This is a genomic window from Ureibacillus aquaedulcis (assembly GCF_030418165.1).
Classification (GTDB): domain Bacteria; phylum Bacillota; class Bacilli; order Bacillales_A; family Planococcaceae; genus Ureibacillus; species Ureibacillus aquaedulcis.
This window is the reverse complement of the sequence record NZ_JAUHTQ010000005.1, coordinates 12,420-33,154: the sequence shown is the minus strand read 5'-3', so window position 1 is coordinate 33,154 and position 20,735 is coordinate 12,420. Positions and strand designations below refer to the sequence as shown.

The following is a 20,735-nucleotide window of genomic DNA, read 5'->3' as shown; positions in this document are numbered from 1 at the left end:
GTTTCAAGATAAACTGGGCTAAATATCAAAATTTTACGATTTAAAATTTTAGCACAATCATATAAAATGTAATTATCGTATTTAATTGGGAATGCGAGTGCAAGGTTTGATTCTGTCAATCAGATAGTCACATAATTCACCGATAACTATACTAAATAGTAAGGCTGCAATTCGTGTAATAATTTCGTTTGACATTCCGTAATCAACTCCTATGCTAATCATTATAATATGATTATATAATAATTGTTTATTAATGGGTCCTTCTGTAATTTATTTATACAAGTCACAGATGATTATTTGTCATGCTAGGGAGGTCACAGTTAATAGACCCAGGTTACCGCCTCCCCAGCTCTGCAAAGGGGAAAATAAATGAAGGATATTAGCTATTTTGAAAATTATAAATCCAAAAGTTATTTACATTTAGATAAAAAAACTTCAATTAAGCATGTTTACAAACTTATCCAAGACAGAAAATGGGTTAGTAAACATGCTTTTTTACCTTTCATTCACTATAGTATTAATTTGGAAAAGTATACCTATAAAGATGGACACAGTAATAAAACTTATAAAAACTTAAAAATGAAAAAAGGTTTTAATCAGGGACAAATAAAATATAAAAAACCTAAGACAAGAGAAATAAACTATGCTTCCCATATTGATAGCTATATATATAAATATTATGGTGATGAACTTAATGAAAAGTATAATGAATACGCATTAAAAAATGGTTTTGATGAAAATTCATTAGCATACAGAAATAATAAGAAAGGGAAAAATAACATCCATTTTGCAAGAGATGTTTTCGAGAATGTTATCAAGACAGAAAATGCATTAATTGTAGCGTTAGATTTTTCTTCTTTTTTTGATAAAATATCACACAAATATTTAAAAGATTCAATAAAGGAACTCTTACAGGTAGAGGAGTTATCAGCTGATTTATATAATGTTTTTAAATCTATCACTAAATTTCATTACATAGAAAAAACAGACTTAGATAATTACTTGCAAGAAGTCTACGGTGAAGAAGAGTTAAAAGACCTACTAAAAGATAGAAAAATAAAAAATTATATGGATTTAAAAATATTTAGACAACTTATAAAGAAGAAAAAAATAATTGTAAAACCGAATGTAAATTCATACGGAATACCCCAAGGTTCAGGTATGAGTGCGGTTTGTTCTAACATTCGATTAATAAATTTTGATAAAGAGATGAATGAATGGTCCAAAGAAAACAATGGATTGTACAGAAGATACTGTGATGACTTGATATGGGTGATTCCAAATGTAAATGAAGCAGATATGCAATCGGTAGTTGAACAAATTTATTCGATAATACAAAAATATGATGATTTACATTTACAAAAAGAGAAGACTATTATTTTAAAATACAGCAACCGAAAAATGCTAAAATTAAACGGTGAAAGTTCTAAACTTGATTATCTTGGATTTGTTTTTGATGGAAAAGTAATAAGAATTCGAGAAAAAAGCTTATTTAAATACTATAATCGTGCCTATAGTAAAACTAAAGTTTTGGCAAGATATAGATTAGTTTATGGAAGAAAAGCTTATATGAAAAATCTTTATGGATTGTATTCACATTTAGGTAGAAAATATAAAGGAAAGGGCAATTTCATTAGTTATGCATATAAAGCCCAAAAGTTAATGGAAGAGTTACCTGTAGAGGTTCAGATTCGCAAACAGGTAAAAAGACACTGGAATAAAATTCATAAAAGATTAGAAGTGAACAAAAAAGAATATATAAATAAGGTTTTAAAACGTCAATCTATATTTACGGTGTAACTAAAATAAATTTTAGGTCTGACAAAAGTTAAGGATGTTAAGACTTAGAAATAAAGTCCTTTTTAAATTTTCTAAAAGATGATATTCTATTTATAAAGATACTTTCGGTCTAAGAACGTAATTTGACCGAATCCCTGAAATCGAAGAAACGTTGATGTCTCAGTAGCTCAGCCGGATAGAGCATACGCCTTCTAAGCGTACGGTCGGGGGTTCGAATCCCTCCTGGGACGTACAGTTTTATAACGTTATATTTAGAGAAATAAGCACTTTCGCTTATGATTCAATTTGACAGTACTCGATCAGTTGAGTTTCTGTACTAATGGGTTATAAGTGAAGGTGCTTTTTTCGTTTGGTTAAAAAGGGGGGAATTTCCATTTCCTTTCAGACGACGTGAGAAATATTTTTTGTGGGTAGTCAGTCGTCCATTTAAAATCATTCTAGGTATTCTATTAAGCTTCGTCCAAACGTTTTAGTCAGTTTGAAATAGTGAAAACGTGTAAAATTTTTTCGTGGGTTATTCAAAACCTTTTTAGACATAAAAAAGAAAGGTTTATAACTATTTAACATTACTTTATAGTTTTACTAACCTAGTAGTGAAGTAAAACATTAAATAGATTACAAGTACGGAACTATTTTCCTATAAGAAAATAAATTTCCATTACAAAAATATCACAAATATGCTAGTATTGATTACAATGTTAAAAAAATAATATTTTTGGAGGACTTACATATGTCAAACGAGTTAAAACCTGCAAAGGTAAAAAAACCATTCTATAAGAAATGGTGGGTGTGGGTACTCGCTGTTATTATCATTGGAAGTATCGCAACTGGTGGTGGCGAGGAAGAAGTAACAGTACCTGAAAGTTCAGCTGAACCTGTTGAAACAGAAACTGTTGCAGAACCTGTTGAAGCAGAAACTGTTGAGGCAGAACCGGCTAAAGAAGAACCTGTTGTTGAACCTGAACCTGTTAAAGAAGAACCAAAAGAAACTGAACTATCTCTTTCTCAACAAAATGCAATTCGTCAAGCTGAGTCGTATCTTGATTACACAGCTTTTTCTAAAAGTGGTCTGATCGAACAATTAGAGTACGAGGGTTACCCTACTGACGAGGCAACATACGCTGTAAATAACATTACAGTAGATTGGAAAGAACAAGCTGCAAAACAAGCACAATCATACCTTGACTATTCATCATTTTCAAGAACTGGTCTGATCGAACAATTAGAGTATGAAGGGTTTTCCACTGAGGAAGCTACATATGGCGTTGATCAAGTAGGTCTTTAAGCTAAAGAAAATTAGGGATTCGATCGGGACTTCGGTCACCGATGCAGAATCCCTTTTTTGTTGTACTCAATATGCAGCAAATGTCTGTCTTGTTGGAAGAGAAGCTATTAATGCATAAACATGCAAAAAGAGACGCTATCTCAAGCATCTCTTTCAGCAAATCAAAAATTCAAACAAAATCTATTACTTTCTAAACAACCCATATCCACCATGAATGACTTTTACATCTGATGCTGTAATAAGTGCCTTTTCAACCTTTTGCTCAATGTCGGCAATCACTTTATCTTTGATTTTACGTTTTAAGTGTAGAATCAGTACGCTTCTGTTCGTGTCCCTACCTTCACCATGCATAACCGTTACAGCGACGTTCTGGCTTCGCAAGTAGTCTGCCAATTCTTGTCCCACACTTTCATCCACAATGACTTGAATGGTGATAAGCCCTATGGCCAATTTGCCTTCAAGCCATATTCCAATATAGTTCCCGACCGCAAAACCGATAGCATAAGCGACCATATTTGCAGGATTTTCGCTAATGTCGATTAATACAACACTGACTACCTTTAACCAGATCAGAACTTCAATAAATGCAATTAAGGAAGAATATCCTTTCATTCCTTTTGAAATGAAAACTGTCCGAACCGTACTCAAAGAAACCTCAATTACTTTCGCAAGTAAGATGATGATAAATTCCATATGTTTTCCTCCGAATTTTTGAAAATTATGACCTCCGAAAAGGTATAGCTAACGACTATTGCAGTAATAGTTGCCCGGTTCTATACTGTCTAATTATCCTTAATAACCCTGTGTAAAACGTGTTACCAACAATCTTATATTTACTGTAAAGTTTCATTTTTCATAAAAGGGCCTCTACATATTACGGAGGCGTGTACTACGAGAAGAAAGGACAGTTATTTTGAAAGAATATAAATAAAATATTTGACTAATCTAAAGTTAATTAGTAGGATTTAATTGACTGACAAGTCAGTTAGGGGTGTAGATGGTGCAAGATCAAGTGCGGAAACATGATAGAAAGCAACAATTATTACAAATTGCCTTAGAATTATTTGCAACGAAGGGCTATGAGAATACAAAGATATCAGATATTGTATCAAAAGCTGAAGTATCACAGGGAACATTTTATTGGCATTTTGAAAGTAAAGAAGCAATATGTTTAGAGATGCTTGAAAGCGGACGCCTCCAAATATTAGAGGCAATACGAATAGGCTATCGTACAACGAGAGTTGATGTACAAGACTCTGTTGTTTCGTCTATGAATATTTTTGAACATATATTTAAATTTGCTGAAGAAAATCCATTTTTAATGCAACTTATTTTAAAGGGGATTCATTCGCAAGCTACATTACAGTCTAAGGTTGATAAGATTAAAACGGATATGGAAGCAGCTTTTGCAAATAATATAAGACAAGCGAAAGAGTTGCATATGACAAATGACCATATCAATCCAGAAATGCTGGCCGTTTTTGTAATGAGTCTTCTAGAAGGCGTTTTATCTCGTTGGTTATTTAAATCAGCTTCATCAAGTCGGGTACTGCAACATCATTCACTACAAGAAATTATCGAAGAAACTGTTAAATTTGAATTTTTCGGGATCTTCGGTATGTAAAAACAGGAGGAAAACAATAATGAAAAAAGCAAATTGGTTATTATCACTAGTAGCTGTATCTTCACTAGCATTAGCGGCTTGCGGATCGGATACTACAAAAGAAACGGAAACACAAAAAGAAGAATTAAACGCCTTAGAGCAAATTCAACAAGATGGAGAAATTACAGTAGGAATTATGGGCACATATGCACCTTATAATTTCTTAAACGATAATAAAGAATACGATGGTTTCGACGTAGATATCGCTAAAGAATTAGCAGAACGTATTGGTGTAGATGCAGAGTTTGTAGCACAAGATTTCTCTGGGCTTATTCCAGGCTTGCAAAAAGATAAATTTGATATTTTAGTTAGTCAAGTAACAATTACTGAAGAACGTCAACAACAGATTGATTTTACAGAACCATATATTACAAACCAAGTAAAAGTAATTGTTAAAGATGAGAATACTGATATTCAATCAGTAGATGATTTTAAAGGTAGAACAATTGGGGTAGGACTTGGTACAAACGACGAAACCTATTTACGTACACAATTAATGCCTGAAGTTGGTGACTTTAAAATTAATACGTACGATGATGTGATTACGACATTAAAAGACTTAGATGCCGGTCGAATTGATGCAACAATCAACAATGTATATGCTTTAAAACCTGTTATTGAGCAAAATGGCTATGCAATTAAAGCGGTTGGTGAACCAATTAAATCAGACCAAGCTGCCGTTGCGGTGAAAAAAGGCAATACTGAGCTTGTTGAGGCTTTAAATACAGCACTTGAGGAAATGAAAGAAGATGGGACTTATGAAGAAATCTTCATGAAATGGTTTGAAGAAGCACCACCAGCTGAGTAAGAAAGTAGGAAGCTATAATGGATTTAGTTATTGAAAATCTCTCTTTCTTATTGAAAGGAGCATACTATACATTACTAATTACAGTGGTGTCAATGTTCTTCGGACTAATCATTGGCTTATTTACTGCGATTGCCCGAATAAAGGGCAATCGCGTCCTGCGTATGATTGCAAAAGCATATGTATCGATTATTCGAGGAACACCACCACTTGTACAAATTGTCATCGTTTACTACGGCTTAGTTGATTATGGAATTGAATTCGGACCATTAACCGCTGCATATATTGCACTTAGTATTAATATTGGTGCTTATGTTTCAGAGGCTTTCCGTGGTGCCATACAATCAGTGCCTAGAGGACAAACGGAAGCGGCCTTGGCAACTGGCATGACAGAAAGGCAAGCCATGAGTCGAATTATTATTCCACAGGCGATTCGATATGCTATACCACCCCTTGGAAATACATTTGTAGGTATGTTAAAAGAAACATCGCTTGTATCCGTTATTGCAGTGACAGAATTAATGCGTTCTGCCCAACTACTAGTATCTCAATATTATGTATATATGCCATTTTATTTAGCGATTGCCGTAATGTACTGGCTAATGAGTACGTTCTTCACATTTATTTTGCATAAAATTGAGAAACGCTTATCCGTATACTAAAGGGGGCAGAATAGTATGATTGACATTAATCAATTACAAAAAAACTTCGGAGCCAACGAAGTTCTCAAGAATATATCGATATCGATTCCAGCACATCAGGTCGTTGCTGTTGTTGGACCGAGTGGATCAGGAAAAAGTACATTTCTACGTTGTATTAATGGTTTGGAAACCATTACGGGCGGCACTATTACCGTTAATAGTCATGTTATTAATGCTCAGTCACCGAGAAAAGTACAACTAAAAGAAATTCACTCCATAAGACAAGAAACAGGTATGGTATTCCAACAGTTTAATTTGTATCCACATAAAACTGTTGTAGAAAATGTGATGGAAGCTTTACTTGTTGTGAAAAAAATGAATAAAGAAGACGCATATAAAATTTCTTCGGATTTGCTAGCTAAAGTTGGACTTGCTGAGAAAGAAAAGTCATTCCCTTCACAACTTTCCGGTGGTCAACAACAACGTGTTGCAATAGCAAGGGCTCTTGCAATGGAACCTAAATTGATGTTATTCGATGAACCTACATCAGCCCTAGATCCAGAGCTTGTAGGAGAAGTTTTGAAAGTAATGAAGGACTTAGCTGAAGATGGTATGACAATGGTGATTGTGACACATGAAATGAAGTTCGCAAAAGAAGTTGCAGATCGCATACTATTTATGGCAGATGGTGTAATTGTTGAAGATGCAAAACCAACTGCATTTTTTGAAAATCCGCAAACAGAAAGAGCACGGAAATTTTTACGACAGGTTTCAGAATTTTAAATTTAAATTTTAAGACTATGCTTAGAAAATACTAGATATTCTATAAGCGGTTAATAGATTAAAACCAAGGAAGGAATTGAGCAACATGCAAATTAAAGCAAAATGGCAGGGTGGTCGCGCTTTTGAAGCAGTGGGACCAACTGGATATTCAATGTCAATGGATGCAACGGCGAACTATGGTGGAGAAGGCAAGGCTGCAACACCAACGGAAATGTTGCTTGCATCATTAGCTGGCTGTATCGGAATAGATGTCACAATGATTTTAAAACCCCATTTGGATGACATCAAAAACATTGAAATAACAGTAGATGGGGAACGTCGTGAAGAAATGCCAACAGCCTTCACCTCTGCCGCAATTACCTTTGTAGTAGATGGCGATGTCACACCGAAAAAAGTGTGGCGAGCTATTCATTTAGGCGAGGAAAAATATTGTGCAGTGTCGGCATCACTCAAGGCAGAAATTACTTACAATCTAATACTTAATGGCGAAAAGATACCTGCTGAATAAAGTAATTAACGTTTTTAATCCAATTCGATCTGGTTCTATATTCGAGGATTGTGTCCAACAGTTCCTTTCTTTAATTCACCATCAGATATTGTTAAATCGTTACTGGATTTCAGCATATTGAAAGCAATAAAAAATTCTACAAGCTATCATTAAAAGTGTATTTGAGTATATAAAAACCGCCTTCCAATTACGGAAGGCGGTCATTTTCTATTTTCTAATTAAAAATTATCTTTGACGTACAATGTACTCGTCGATTAGTCCATCTTTAAAAGTGGCACAGCCAATACATTCAAGTTTAATATCTCCCACATAACAATCATATTCCATCGAATTTGGGTTCAATTTTACAACCTCTGCACGCAATTGACTATTCTCTAAAGCTAGTTTAAAAGCTTCTTTTAGGTTCTCTCTTCCACTCGCAACCAGATCTGGTGCATTTAGTGTTCTTGCAGCACCATCATCTATTCGACAGTCTACAGTAAATAAGTTTGAAATTCCTTCAAAATCACTTTTGTTTAATAGAGCAACATATTGTTCTAATATCATATATTTTCCTCCATTTATAATATTCCAGCATTACATACATGTGGTAGTAGATTCTATGAATTTAAACAATGATTTATCACAATTTCTTTCTTCTAAATTCACACACTTAATTGTATATAATCTATAATTTAGTATTGGTTCCTTATTAAACTTATTATATAAGAATCATGCTGCTAGCAGAACTAAATGGTTGGCAATGCTATCTGGATTACAAAAATCCTAGATATCCATCTCAAACTTCCTGCCTGGGTAGAAAGACATTTCCGGCTTTAATTGATTTTCTTTAGCTGTTCGGACGCTGGGAGTAAGTTTAAAAATAACTGTATGACTACCCAGAGATGAGCGGTATTTCTCAATATGGGTTTGGGAAAGGCTTTTATCGTAGTAGCCAGGTACATACTTATCCAACATGCCTTGCATTGCTGAGGTAGCTTCGTTTATATCACTGACTGTTTCTAGTACTCCGAACAACATTACACTCATATAAGCTGTATCTGTTTTGGCAGGTATAGGACTTACCATAGTACCGTAATCTTCAGAGACCGTGAAACAACAATTTGGATTTGCTTGAATTAAATTTATTTTTCTCCCATGCGCAGCTCCATGAAAATACAAAGCTTCATTCATCCAGATAAAATTCAAAGGTACCACATAAGGAAGCTCTCCATCTGTTAGTCCAAGATAACCTGTCCGTGCATCGACTAAAAACTCATCTATACGCTTAGCATCAGTACAATTTAATTTTTCTTGACGGATTGTATGCATTATTTATCCCATCCTTTGTTATATGATAAAATCATTTTAGGAAAATTTTGTACATGAAAAAAGTGACAGAATTTAAAAGTTTAATAGGGACAGATGGAGGGTTATCAGTGGAACTTACCCCATTTTTACAAAAGGAGCTTCAGGAGCCGTTATACAGTCAATTGTATCACTGGATCAAGAAGGAAATTGAAGAAGGAAGGCTATTGCCGGGAATGAAGATGCCCTCTATTCGCCAGCTAAAGACTCATTTGAAAGTCAGTCGGAACACGATTGAGGCAGCGTATCAGCAGCTGCAATCAGAGGGCTATCTTGAGAGTGTCCCTAAAAGTGGAATATGGGTAGCCGAGATTGAAAAACCTTTACTACATACCAAAGAGGTGGAATATCTGAATCTGCCGGAATGTAAGAGTTCAAGCAATGTGGTTGTAGATTTTGAATATGGAAATGTCGATCTTCACAAATTCCCTTTGAAACAGTGGAAGAAATGTCTGTCGGACGCTATGGATTGGGAGAACAATTGGTTATATGAGTACAGTGAAAAACAAGGTGAGTTTAAATTAAGACGTGAAATTTCAAACCATTTACTGGAATCCAGAGGGGTGCGCTGTTCTCCAGATCAGATACTCATAACGTCTGGAACACAAACTTCCGTGTCTTTGATTTGCCGTCTATTGGAACTACAAGAAAAAATCGTTGCTATGGAAGAGCCGGGATATAGTGGGGTACGTTCTGTCTTTATAGACCAGGGATGTTATATAGAGCCTGTGCCTCTTGAAAAGGACGGAGTGTCGATAGTACACATTCAATCGAGTGCGGCAAAAGCCGTATATGTAACACCTTCTCACCAATTTCCATTTGGTATGGTTTTGCCCATTTCAAAAAGGTTGCGATTGCTAAAATGGGCTTATGAAACAGGGGGATATATTATTGAGGATGATTATGACGGCGAATTTCGTTACCGGGGACAGCCGATTCCTTCACTGAAATCCTTGGATGAAGAGGAAAAGGTAATTTACTTGGGTACATTTTCCAAATCATTTCTTCCTTCAGTCCGATTAAGTTATATAGTGCTTCCACCTTCACTAATCCCTCATTACTCACGTAAATTTGCAGATTATAACCAATCCGTCTCCCCGATTATTCAGAGGGCTATCGCCTTGTTCATGCAATCGGGGGAATTCGAAAGGCATATTCGAAGAATGCGCAAGCTTTATCAAAGAAAGCATCAGGCTTTGCTGAAGAGTATCGAACAAAACATGGGCACCAAGGTGAAGATAATTGGAGAAAAGTCTGGTTTGCATATCTTATTGAAACTGAAGGATGGTTCGAATATCGAGCTAATTGAAAAGGGGTTGCAGAACGGAGTCAAGGTTTATTCTCCGCTAAAATTCTGGCTTAACCCAAACTCTGAAGGGTACTCCTATATCATGTTGGGATTTGGAGGATTATCGATTGAGGAGATTGAGAGGGGAATACAACTGCTTGCTGACTGCCTCCCATGAAGAATAAAGAACTTGATATAATCGTCTATCCAAATAAGTTGATAGCAGAATAACCAAGTTAATAATCATGATGAAACCTATCAAATTTTACATAAAACTAAGCCTGCTCAGCATAACAGTTGAGCAGGCTTTAGTTTTAGATTCTCTATATAAATTCGGTAACAGTTAGTTCGATATAAGAATCAGTGTTTTATCGAATTACTTAGCATCTTCCGCCAAGGCAGTGAATATAACACCCAGTCCGTACGCACCTGCGTCAGGGTAACCTAGGCTTCGCTCGCCGACAGTGCCCGCGCGTCCCATTCGGGCAACAATCTCTTTTGTAGCCTCGGCGCCTTTAACAGCTGCTTCTGCACCACGAGTGAAGCTATCGGCAAATGTAGCACCTTCGTTTGCAGCATCATGCCAAGCATCCGTACATGGTACGAGCGCATCAATTAATGTTTTATCACCGACAACCGCACCTCGGCCGAATGAACGTTCACCAATTGTTTGAATTCCTTCCACAGCGGCTTGCAGCATTGCTGCAAAATCTGCAACCGTTAAATAGTCTTTTCCTTCAACCGACTTTCCTGCAGCCCGGAAAGCAGAGCCCCATATTGGCCCGGATGCTCCCCCGCAATGCTCCATGATGATCATCGAACAATTTGATAAGAACTCACTCATCGAAGTTGTTTGGGTAAGCTCGGACCATTCGCGTTTAAGTTGTTTAAAGCCTTTTGCGATACTCATTCCGAAATCGCCATCGCCTGCATGGGCATCAAGCTCACAGAAAGGCACTTCGTTTTCAATAATTACCTCGCTCATTTTATCGATGTAATAGTGCAAGTTCTCTAGAGTAAATTGTTCGTTCTTGATTTTGGCAAACTCTTTCTTCGTTTCAACTTTAAATGAAGGGGCGGCTTCTTCGGTTGTTTCATTCGAATTTACCATTTGAATCGGTACTGCTTCACCTTCTACTTTTAATGCGGGTGTAGAAGCAGGGGCATCTAGATATTGTTTAAGCTCATCATCTAATTTTAAAATCGATAAGGAAGCACCAGCCATATCGATACTTGTCATATAGTTGCCGACAAATGTACGGTGAACGTGGATGCCTCTTTCAAAAAGAACGCGAATGACACTATTGTTAAATACATAAAGCTCCTGAAGTGGGGTTGAACCAAAGCCATTGACTAATAGAGCTACTTCATTTACTTCGCCTAAATCCTTTAATAAGTCGTTTACCATTCGATCAGCCAACGCATCGGCACTTATCATTTTTTCACGGCGAATACCAGGCTCACCATGAATACCAACACCGTATTCCATTTCGTCTTCCTCTAATGCGAATGTGGGTGTTCCTTTTGCTGGAACGGTACAAGACGTAAGCGCAAAACCGATGCTTCGAACTTGCGCGACCGCTTTTTCCGCAATTTTCTTGACCGTGGCAAGATCAAATCCAAGCTCGGCAGCGGCCCCGGCAATTTTATGAATAAACACAGTACCCGCAACGCCACGTCGTCCAACCGTATATAAACTATCTTCAACGGCAATGTCGTCGTCGACTTTTACGTAATCTACTAAAATGCCGTCTTCAGCAGCAAGCGCTGCACCGTTTTTAAAATTCATCATGTCGCCTGAGTAGTTTTTAATAATCATTAAAACTCCCTGCTCAGTCGCTACTTGTTTAATCGCTTGATAGACCTGAATTTGGGAAGGGGATGCAAAGATATCCCCGCAAACAGCGCCATCCAGCATACCTGAGCCTACAAAGCCTGCATGCGCCGGTTCGTGACCACTTCCACCTCCGCTAATTAAACTCACTTTATTATTTTTAGCATGGCGTCTTGAAATTACTTTATATTTTTCGTTTAATTGAAGTTCCGGATGTGCAAGCACAAGACCGTGGCACATTTCCATTACTAAATTTTCTGCTTGATTCATAAGTTTTTTCATCAATGAAACCTCCAAATTATAAAATCTTAACTGGGACAAATTTTATCCTTCTAATAAATAATACCTGAAAAATGGGGAGCAGTGTAAACGCTTCATCTGCCAGAGAGATGAGAGTATGGATACGAGCTCCATTAAAGTAAAATTTGTTCTCAAGTCTACTAAGCTGGCATAAGGTAATATTCCCTTGAAGCAATCAAAGCAAAACAGCTGCTATTTTACTTTATGAGAAGCTTGGCTACAAAATGAAGAATTAAACTCAATAATTGTATGGGTCAACATACCAAAAGCATAATGTTAGGTAACGATATGGCAATAGCTTATAATTTTAGTAGATTGAGGAAAGGGTTGATGGATGGGTGAAGGAAGAAATGATTTTTCAGCAAATTAATTTAGTGAGGCAAAACACGTTGAATGAAATGACAAATCTAACAGAAGAACAGGCTGATTTAGTGCCAGCCGGGTTCAGCAATTCAATCCGTTGGAATTTAGGCCATATCTATACAGTGCAAAATGGGTTGATTTCGCAATTCGGAGGCAAAGTCATTGAAACACCAGCTCATTATTTTAAACTATTTGCTCCGGGAACAAAACCTGCTGATTGGCCAGCCGAGGTACCTACACTTCATGAGCTGAAACAACTTCTTGAAGAGCAGCCTGCAAGATTGCAGAAAGCTTTAGCAGGACAGCTGGAGGAACAGGCGGAAAAAGCTTTTAAAACACTATCAACTGTCGGGGAAATCCTAAATTTCACTACCTATCATGAAGGAATGCATTTAGGAGCGATTAAAGGACTAAAAAAAGCAAATCGTGTAGCTGAATAAAAAATAATACGAGGATCTAGTATTTAACCTTAAAAGCAAACAAGTTCCTATTTGTGTAGATAATATTAAAGTTCAATTTCTTGAAACTCGTTTTAGGAAATTGAACTTTATTGTAAAGTGTTTGCAGCATTGCCACCGCATGACATCATTATGGGGATTGCAGGAAAAGATATAGCATAAAGAGTTGACAAGGCTGTCTTCATCCTTTAAGATACCCACATAGGTATGTTTTGGGAATTACATCCATAGATTATTTTTTTGTATTTTTATATACCTATATGGGTATATTGCTAATGTTTGATATTATAAATTTAACTATAGAATTGATTGTTATCTTCAATAATAGTTTTTCGGTAAAACAGTTAAAAATTAGAAAGGATGTTTGATAATGAATTTTTGGCATTCCCGTTTTCAGGGTGAGGACTATGTGTATGGAAAAAAACCGAATCTTTTTCTGGAAGAGGCCCAACTAAAACTGCAATTAACTGGTAAAGCTCTGGCCATTGCAGAAGGAGAAGGACGTAATGCTGTTTTCTTGGCGCAACAAGGAATGGATGTGACGGCATGGGACTATGCAGAATCAGGATTGGAAAAAGCGAAAAAGCTCGCAGAAGAACGCAATGTACATGTTAACACGGTTCTTGTGGACTTGAATGAAGCTAACTGGGAAAAAGACAACTGGGATGAAATTGTTTGTATTTTTGGGCATTTTCCAGAGGAATTACGCTCCAAAACACTTTTGGGAGTAAAGGCAGCCGTAAAACCAGGTGGTTATTATATAAGTGAAGTTTACTCGACGAAACAAATTCCATACAAAAGTGGAGGACCAAGAGAATTAGAGTTTTTATACAGACCTGAAGAAATTCTGGAGACCTTTAGTGATTGGCATATTAAACATTTTTTTATGGGCGAAGTCGAACGTAATGAGGGAGATCTGCATAATGGCCTATCCCATGTCATTCAATTCATCGGACAAAAACCAATGGAATAGATGAGGGCGTGTTCTCTACTTAAGTCTATTTTGTGTATGGGGGGTGACAAATGGCTACGGTTGCAAAATTCATATCACTAGCTGCGTTATTGTTCAGTATTGTCGCAGGATTATTGCTTTATTATTGGATGATGCCGGCAAGTAAAGAAGAAAAGAAAAAGCAAATGGAAGAAGTCTTTAATTTTTTTATAAATTTTGTGATGTTTATGTGGGTAGGGAAAGTAATCTTGAATTTCTCGGTCTTTATAAAAGATCCGCTTGCTGTTTTAGCCTATCCAGCTAACTCTGCTTCCTTTTATCTTGCCATTATCGGAAGTATTTTGCTGTTGATTTTGAAGCGGAAAAAGGTGAAGCTCTCCGCATTTATTAGTATCCTGTTGCCTGTTGTTTTAATGGCTTCCGTTATATTTGAATTCATTCAATTTTTGCAAGATCGAAACTTCTACACTTTAATGAATCTAATTTTTTATATGATTCTTGTGGCCATTTTTTATTATTTCAATGAACATGTTTCTGAGCTAAGTTTATTTTTTGCTCTTTTACTTAGTTGGTTAATTGGAACACTGTTAATGTATTATTCGCAACCATACGTATCGTTCTTCGGGTATTTATTGTCTTTACCGTTTATTTTACTATTCTTTTTATTCAATGCTGGTGTCTTAATCTATATGAAATTTAAGAGGTGATCAAATGATAATAGAGACAGATACAGCACTTTTAGTTGGTGTTTTTTTAGCGTTCGGAGCAGGGGCCATTTCCTTTTTGTCACCATGTGTCTTGCCGTTGTTTCCAGCCTACCTTTCTTACATAACAGGTATAAGTGTAATGGAAATCCAAGCAGAACAGACGCCCTCGATTCGGAAAAAAATACTAAGTCATTCTATTGTCTTTTTAATTGGAATCGCTATTGTTTTTATCAGTCTGGGTGCTAGTGCTTCTTATCTGGGGCAGTGGCTGCAGCAGCTATTTATAGGGAATACCGCATTACTGATACAGAGGCTGGCAGGAATATTCATTATCTTTATGGGACTAGTAATTGCTGGATGGTTAACAATACCCGTAATGATGAAGGAAAGACGTTTTCAATACACGAAACGGTCATCGAGCTATTTGGGTACATTTTTTGTTGGACTGGGTTTTGCAGCCGGGTGGACTCCCTGTATAGGTCCTATTTTTGCCTCGATTTTGGTATTGGCTGCTACTAATCCAAGGGAAGGTCTTTTGTATACGTTTATGTATGTAATTGGGTTTGCAGTTCCGTTTATCATTTTAACGTTCTTCTTGGGATCCTCTAAATGGATTGTAAGAAGGTCCGGAATCATTATGAAGGTCGGCGGAATCATGATGATCATCATGGGATTACTTCTATTTTTTGAACAAATGCCTCGCTTAAGTGCGTATTTACTAAGGCTGATTGATGGAACATGGCTTTCCAATTTAGGATAGAAGGAGATTTGTGACCAGTGAAAAAAGTTATACTTGCTCTTCTTTTCGTAGCAATGATTGGTTATGCGTTATTTGAATATTTTTCAAGCCCAACCGAAAAAGTGGTGACTGATACGGAAAATCCTGTAGTTGCTTCTAAAAATGACAGTGAAAGTGCAGAAACAAATATAGTGGGCAATAAACGTGGAAACAGTGCACCTGATTTCTCCTTGGAAACATTGGAAGGCGATGTTTTATCACTTTCACAATTTAAGGGGAAAAAAATATTCCTTAATTTTTGGGCTACCTGGTGTCCGCCATGCCGAGCCGAGATGCCGGATATCCAAAAATTTTCGGAGGATGAAGATGTTGTAGTTTTGGCTATTAACCTTAGAAACACAGAAGATTCTTTGATGACTGTCGAGAACTATATCCAGGATGGAGCATATAGATTTCCCGTTCTAATTGATGAAAAAGGCGAGGTTGCGGAACTGTTTAATGTTCGTGCCTATCCAACATCCTATATGATTGACTCGGAAGGGATAATTCAGTTTGTTGCACTAGGTGCGATGAATCATGATTTAATGGTTAGAGAGTTTCAAAAATTGGAGTAATGAAATTGCAAAAAGGAAATTTGAAGTGGCTGGATTAATAGGGAAATCGGCTGAATTTCGACATTAAGTGCGGGATTATTGAAAAAAAGTGGCTGAAATCCTGCTCAAACGGCAAGAAAATCTGGAGTACAAGACATGTCGCTCCAGTTCCATGAATAGAATAGATAAATTGCATGCATGTTGCTTCGGAGCTTTTTCGTGGAGAATGATAAATGATGCGGAGGAGTGTAAATTTGACGATTTTAAATCCCCAATATGCATTTCTGGAGGCCGATTATAATAACGCTAGCTTGAATCAAATTAAATTAGATAAAGATGGCACTGTTTCGCCAAACTTAGAACCTAGCATAGAAATGAGCAAAGGTCTAAAAAACACATTGATTGGACTATTAATAAAAGTGAACCCAGTGACGCCCATTCTGGTTTGGGTACCAGCGGACATTTATTGTGTTGTTTTTTTGATGACAGGGGAGATGTTAACTTTCTGAATGTTTTCTTTACTCATATCAAGTATGCAGTTTCAAACTTTTCGTCGAGAATATATCTCGGCGTTTTTTTATATAGAAACTATATCCTTCTACTGTGTAGGTAAAAAAGGACTTTTATTATTTTAGGAGAATTGTTTATATTAGTACTTTTTGGAGGTGATCAAATGACCATACTTAAGAATAATGGTTGGAAGTATGTTGAATTCATCACTTTAAAAGAAGAAGAGATTTTTCAATATCAACCTGTTGCCGGTTCATTTGCAGTAATCAAATGTGATGGGAAGTTTCTAGTGTGCTATAACATTTGGCGTAAACAGTGGGAATTGCCGGCGGGAAGCAGGGAAGGAAAAGAAACACCAAAAGATTGTGCATTAAGAGAGTTATATGAAGAAACTGGACAAATGGTATCGGATATGGAATTTAAAGGGTTATTGAAATCCAAAAACACAGGAAGCGGCGAGTTCAAACTAAATCCAGTATACTTTACAACCATCGAAAAACTTCAGCCATTTAAAGAAAATGAGGAAATCTCAGCAATCAAGCTATGGGATTTAAAAGAAAAAATTGGATCAATTGATTCGGTGGATATTAAGATACTAGAGCTGCTTTCAGATAACAAAACGTAAATTTGGTTATTGATATAATCTTCCTCTGGTTAAAAATTTAACTAATGATCGAGGTATGAAAAGTATATAACTCCATCCTTTAACTTTCTTCAAAGAAGCAAAAGTATCCTCTGCATAAAGAGTACATTAAAATTTCTTATCGAATTCCATAGAATAAATAAAATTTCCTATTAAATCATTTGATGGTAAAATTTTGATTATCGGTTAGGAGGGGATTAATTTGAAGGCAATCGTTCAGAACGAATATGGGGATGCAAGTGTACTTTTATACACTGATGTTGAAATACCTAGATTAGATGACCATGAATGTTTGATTAAAGTAGCATTTACAAGTGTGAATTATGCAGACATAAAGTCCCGTAATGGAAATAAAAATAAAGCCACTTTTCCTTTAACATTAGGTTTGGATGCGGCAGGAACAGTAGAAATAGCTGGTGCAGATTCCCCTTTCTCTAAAGGGGATCGAGTGATTGCTTTTCCTAAGGCGGGTTCATATGCAGAGTATGTAGTGGCAAACGAGAAACTGGTATATAAAATTCCCGACAGCCTTTCATTTGAACAGGCTGCGGCAATGCCAGTCGTTTCAATTTTATCTTTTATGCTTCTACATGAACTTGGCCAAGTACAAAAAACGGACACCATTGTCATACATAGTGCAGCGGGTGGAGTTGGATCAATGCTTGTACAATTAGCCAAATTATATGGCGTTCATAAAATAATCGCCACTGTAGGCAGTCCGGAAAAAGTAAATTATGTGAAGAGCTTAGGCGCTGATTTTGTATGGTCTTATGAGACATTTGCACAGGAAGTTTTAAGAGAAACAGATAATCGGGGAGCAAATTTAATTTTTGATTCAGTTGCTGGGGATGTTACAAGAAGAAGTTTAGATTGCTTAGCTTTATATGGAACACTTTTGCAATTTGGTAATAGTAGCGGTCAAGCCGGGACGTTCACAACGAATGATGTTCATAGCAGCTGCAGAAATGTGAAAGGATTCAGTTTAGGGACAACAAGAAAACATGATCCTGCTCGATTAGCACCTATTGCGAAAAAAGTGATAGAGCTTTTTGCTTCGGGAAAAATTAGCTTACCAATTGCACAAGTATTTAATTTAAGGAATGCAGCGGAGGCGCATAGGTTAATTGAAAGCCGTGAGTATGAAGGGAAAGTTCTGCTGCAAGTGCAATAGAAAGGCAGGTATCTGGATTCTTGGGATCCTTGGTGGGACTAGCTCTCTATTTAATTTAGATAGGATAAATCTATTTATTGAGGTGATTTTAGTGTTGAATCCTGTGAAAATTGAACAATTACTATCAGTTGAAGGGCATATTGAGGAGCTTTCGGAGCTTTTGGTCGGGGTAGTGGAAGATGGGGCATCGATTGGATTTTTACCGCCATTACTGATTTCAGAGGCTAAAGCATATTGGGAAAATGCAGTAAATCCGGATGTGATTTTATTTGCTGCGAAAATAGATAATCGAATAGTTGGAAGTATCCAATTGCATCTAAGCTCAAAGCAAAACGGTACACACCGAGCGGAAATCGCGAAATTAATGACAAATACAAATTATCGCCGTATGGGTATTGGACGTCAACTCATGAAGGAAGCTGAAGAACGAGCTAAGCAGGAGGGACGGACATTAATAGTCCTCGATACAAGGGAAGGAGATCCTTCAAATTTACTGTATTCCTCGCTGGGATATAGAGAGGCTGGAAAAATCCCGTATTATGCAAAATCAGCGAACGACGAATTGCATGCTACTGTTTTTTATTATAAAGTTCTAATAGATTGAATCATTTGGTGGGGCTTCGCCTATATACTCTCAACTTTAAAAGCTAATCTGATAAACTATCGGATTAGCTAATTTTTATGAAAGAATATATGATATAAAAGCCATGGAAATAATTACGCCTATCTAAGAGAAAGCAGTCAAAGTTATAATATGAGCAAATATAGTTTAAGGAGAGCAATAAATGAAAGAACACTCAGTTTTACCGAATGAGTTAATACATAGAAATGAAAATAAGTTTTTTTGGCTTGTACTTATAATTAGTATCATCACTTATGTTGTATTGGCCTTGTCAATTGTCGGGATAGCCGTTTTGGTGATATTGATGCTATTGTCGTTTTTCTTTAGCGCGCTAATGATTGGAAATATCCGTTCAAATGCAGTGAAAATCAGTGCGGAACAGTTCCCTGAAGTTTTTGGCAGAGCGGAAGAACTGTGCAGGAAAATGGAAATCAATAAAGTTCCAGACATTTATGTGATGCAGTCTGGCGGAATTCTGAATGCTTTTGCTACTCGTTTCTTTGGTAGGAATATGGTAGTTATTTATGCGGAAATTTTTGAACTAATAAATATGAATGGGGAAGATGAACTGAACTTTGTTCTTGCGCATGAACTTGCCCATATTAAGCGAAATCATCTATCAAAACAAATGCTTATTTTGCCGGCCATGTGGATACCTGGTATCGCGGAGCTCTATTTGCGGGCTTGCGAATATACTTGCGATTGCTATGCGGCATATTACACAGAAAATAGTGCTGCTGCCCAAAATAGTTTAACAATGCTTGCTATCGGGAAGCAACTTTATCAACACGTAAATAAAGAACAGTATATGAAACAATTAAACGAAGAAAAAGGGTTCTTTGTTTGGCTAAGCCAAGCCCTATCTACCCATCCACCTCTACCAAAACGCATTGATGAAATAGTTTTATTCTTTGGAGAGAGGCAAGAACGAATCATCGAGCCAATCAGAATTAAAGCGCTTTGGATAATTATCAGCGGTTCATTAGCCGGATTAATCTTACTCGTTTTTATGGGGATATCATATGTTCTGGATACATTCCTTCTATCTGAACCTATGGACTATTATGAGGATGAGGAATACACAGAAGAAGATGCGGAAATTTCACCATTTATACTGGCTGTTGCGAATGGAGAAATTGATCAGGTATCAAAGATGATCAAAAATGGGGAAGATGTCTATCAAGAAGACTATTACGGAAGTACAGCCTTGGATTGGGCAGTCAAAAGCGGCAACCCGGAAATGGTAGAATTATTGCTTGCGTCCGGAGCAGATGCAAATTATGAAAGCAGCTATGGGATGACGGCGTTAATGACGGCAGCTGAAATAGCAGATCCAGAAATGGTTAAGCTGATGGTTGAATCCGGAGGTGATCCAAATTATCAAGATTACAGTGGATATACGGCACTGACTTATGCAGTTCAGAGTTCTGATCTAGAGACGGTTCAAGCATTGCTCGATCTGGGAGCAGATCCGAATTTAACTGATTCAGAAAATATGAATGCTTATATGGTAGCAATTCAGTCGGGTGAAAGAGAAATCGGCGAACTTTTGAAAAAATATAAATAATATGTGTTCAAATGCAAAAAGTATCATCCATCCTTGGGTGATGCTTTTTTATATCCAAGAAATTCTAAAAGGGGAAACTGCAGTTCAACAAGAAATAATAATAAAGTGCCAGCCACATTGAATGATTAAAAGCGCTGGGCAAATTCAAAATTTAAT

Annotated in this window: 22 protein-coding genes and 1 tRNA gene; 19 read left to right on the top strand and 4 right to left on the bottom strand. The window is 36.7% G+C overall.

All coding sequences use genetic code 11. From position 1 onward, the window contains the following. Positions 1-369 precede the first annotated feature (369 nt). The 3 genes from QYB95_RS08565 (at position 370) to QYB95_RS08555 (ending at position 3,085) form a co-directional block, all read left to right on the top strand. Positions 370-1,800: an RNA-dependent RNA polymerase family protein gene (locus QYB95_RS08565; protein ID WP_301137929.1), complete on the top strand. Its 1,431-nt coding sequence runs from the start codon at positions 370-372 to the stop codon at positions 1,798-1,800. A gap of 156 nt (positions 1,801-1,956) precedes the next feature. After that, positions 1,957-2,030 (top strand) — tRNA-Arg (locus QYB95_RS08560). A 500-nt stretch (positions 2,031-2,530) separates the two neighbouring features. After that, the gene (locus QYB95_RS08555; protein ID WP_301137928.1) at positions 2,531-3,085 is read left to right on the top strand and encodes an Ltp family lipoprotein; all 555 of its coding nucleotides are present in this window, start codon (positions 2,531-2,533) and stop codon (positions 3,083-3,085) included. 183 nt (positions 3,086-3,268) lie between these two features. Here the strand turns inward: QYB95_RS08555 and QYB95_RS08550 are convergent, their stop codons facing one another. Continuing rightward, complete coding sequence (locus tag QYB95_RS08550; RefSeq protein WP_301137927.1) at positions 3,269-3,778, bottom strand: DUF2179 domain-containing protein; 510 nt, start codon at positions 3,776-3,778, stop codon at positions 3,269-3,271. Between the two features lie 304 nt (positions 3,779-4,082). Between QYB95_RS08550 and QYB95_RS08545 the strand changes: the two genes are divergently transcribed. The 5 genes from QYB95_RS08545 to QYB95_RS08525 all read left to right on the top strand — a co-directional run bounded on the left by QYB95_RS08545 (position 4,083) and on the right by QYB95_RS08525 (position 7,485). Further along, a complete protein-coding gene (locus QYB95_RS08545) occupies positions 4,083-4,709 on the top strand; it encodes a TetR/AcrR family transcriptional regulator (RefSeq protein ID WP_301137926.1) in 627 nt (208 codons plus the stop codon). A 19-nt stretch (positions 4,710-4,728) separates the two neighbouring features. Continuing rightward, positions 4,729-5,556 carry a transporter substrate-binding domain-containing protein gene (locus QYB95_RS08540; protein WP_301137925.1) on the top strand — a complete coding sequence of 276 codons (828 nt, stop codon included), beginning with the start codon at positions 4,729-4,731 and terminating at the stop codon, positions 5,554-5,556. A 17-nt stretch (positions 5,557-5,573) separates the two neighbouring features. Next, entirely contained in the window at positions 5,574-6,215 is a 642-nt protein-coding gene (locus tag QYB95_RS08535; RefSeq protein ID WP_301137924.1) for an amino acid ABC transporter permease, read from the top strand. A gap of 15 nt (positions 6,216-6,230) precedes the next feature. Continuing rightward, positions 6,231-6,977, top strand: a complete 747-nt coding sequence (locus QYB95_RS08530; protein ID WP_301137923.1) for an amino acid ABC transporter ATP-binding protein — start codon at positions 6,231-6,233, stop codon at positions 6,975-6,977. An 85-nt stretch (positions 6,978-7,062) separates the two neighbouring features. Continuing rightward, complete coding sequence (locus QYB95_RS08525; RefSeq protein WP_301137922.1) at positions 7,063-7,485, top strand: OsmC family protein; 423 nt, start codon at positions 7,063-7,065, stop codon at positions 7,483-7,485. Positions 7,486-7,710: 225 nt separating this feature from the next. Here QYB95_RS08525 and QYB95_RS08520 read toward each other — a convergent pair whose 3' ends face one another. After that, the gene (locus QYB95_RS08520; RefSeq protein WP_301137921.1) at positions 7,711-8,031 is read right to left on the bottom strand and encodes a nuclear transport factor 2 family protein; all 321 of its coding nucleotides are present in this window, start codon (positions 8,029-8,031) and stop codon (positions 7,711-7,713) included. Between the two features lie 219 nt (positions 8,032-8,250). Next, on the bottom strand, positions 8,251-8,796 hold the full coding sequence (locus tag QYB95_RS08515) for a pyridoxamine 5'-phosphate oxidase family protein (protein ID WP_301137920.1): 546 nt from the start codon (positions 8,794-8,796) through the stop codon (positions 8,251-8,253). A gap of 53 nt (positions 8,797-8,849) precedes the next feature. On the opposite strand from QYB95_RS08515, the gene pdxR reads away from it, so the two are divergent. Continuing rightward, positions 8,850-10,298, top strand: coding sequence for a MocR-like pyridoxine biosynthesis transcription factor PdxR (gene pdxR / locus QYB95_RS08510; RefSeq protein WP_301137919.1), 1,449 nt, complete (start codon positions 8,850-8,852; stop codon positions 10,296-10,298). A gap of 198 nt (positions 10,299-10,496) precedes the next feature. Here the strand turns inward: pdxR and dhaK are convergent, their stop codons facing one another. Beyond that, positions 10,497-12,236, bottom strand: a complete 1,740-nt coding sequence (gene dhaK, locus QYB95_RS08505) for a dihydroxyacetone kinase subunit DhaK (protein WP_301137918.1) — start codon at positions 12,234-12,236, stop codon at positions 10,497-10,499. 368 nt (positions 12,237-12,604) lie between these two features. On the opposite strand from dhaK, the gene QYB95_RS08500 reads away from it, so the two are divergent. The 10 genes from QYB95_RS08500 to QYB95_RS08455 all read left to right on the top strand — a co-directional run bounded on the left by QYB95_RS08500 (position 12,605) and on the right by QYB95_RS08455 (position 20,579). Then, positions 12,605-13,057 (top strand): DinB family protein, encoded by a 453-nt coding sequence (locus tag QYB95_RS08500; RefSeq protein WP_301137917.1) that lies wholly within the window; start codon positions 12,605-12,607, stop codon positions 13,055-13,057. Between the two features lie 388 nt (positions 13,058-13,445). Continuing rightward, complete coding sequence (locus tag QYB95_RS08495; RefSeq protein ID WP_301137916.1) at positions 13,446-14,048, top strand: methyltransferase domain-containing protein; 603 nt, start codon at positions 13,446-13,448, stop codon at positions 14,046-14,048. A 50-nt stretch (positions 14,049-14,098) separates the two neighbouring features. Continuing rightward, entirely contained in the window at positions 14,099-14,734 is a 636-nt protein-coding gene (locus tag QYB95_RS08490; RefSeq protein ID WP_301137915.1) for a hypothetical protein, read from the top strand. A 4-nt stretch (positions 14,735-14,738) separates the two neighbouring features. After that, entirely contained in the window at positions 14,739-15,494 is a 756-nt protein-coding gene (locus QYB95_RS08485) for a cytochrome c biogenesis CcdA family protein (RefSeq protein WP_301137914.1), read from the top strand. Positions 15,495-15,511: 17 nt separating this feature from the next. Continuing rightward, positions 15,512-16,087, top strand: a complete 576-nt coding sequence (locus tag QYB95_RS08480; protein WP_301137913.1) for a TlpA family protein disulfide reductase — start codon at positions 15,512-15,514, stop codon at positions 16,085-16,087. A gap of 212 nt (positions 16,088-16,299) precedes the next feature. Next, positions 16,300-16,575: a hypothetical protein gene (locus QYB95_RS08475; protein ID WP_301137912.1), complete on the top strand. Its 276-nt coding sequence runs from the start codon at positions 16,300-16,302 to the stop codon at positions 16,573-16,575. A gap of 164 nt (positions 16,576-16,739) precedes the next feature. After that, positions 16,740-17,201 carry an NUDIX domain-containing protein gene (locus QYB95_RS08470; protein WP_301137911.1) on the top strand — a complete coding sequence of 154 codons (462 nt, stop codon included), beginning with the start codon at positions 16,740-16,742 and terminating at the stop codon, positions 17,199-17,201. 220 nt (positions 17,202-17,421) lie between these two features. Then, positions 17,422-18,390, top strand: a complete 969-nt coding sequence (locus tag QYB95_RS08465; protein ID WP_301137909.1) for a quinone oxidoreductase family protein — start codon at positions 17,422-17,424, stop codon at positions 18,388-18,390. A gap of 94 nt (positions 18,391-18,484) precedes the next feature. Next, the gene (locus QYB95_RS08460; protein ID WP_425609191.1) at positions 18,485-18,994 is read left to right on the top strand and encodes a GNAT family N-acetyltransferase; all 510 of its coding nucleotides are present in this window, start codon (positions 18,485-18,487) and stop codon (positions 18,992-18,994) included. A gap of 181 nt (positions 18,995-19,175) precedes the next feature. Beyond that, a complete protein-coding gene (locus QYB95_RS08455; RefSeq protein WP_301137907.1) occupies positions 19,176-20,579 on the top strand; it encodes a M48 family metallopeptidase in 1,404 nt (467 codons plus the stop codon). Positions 20,580-20,735 lie beyond the last annotated feature (156 nt).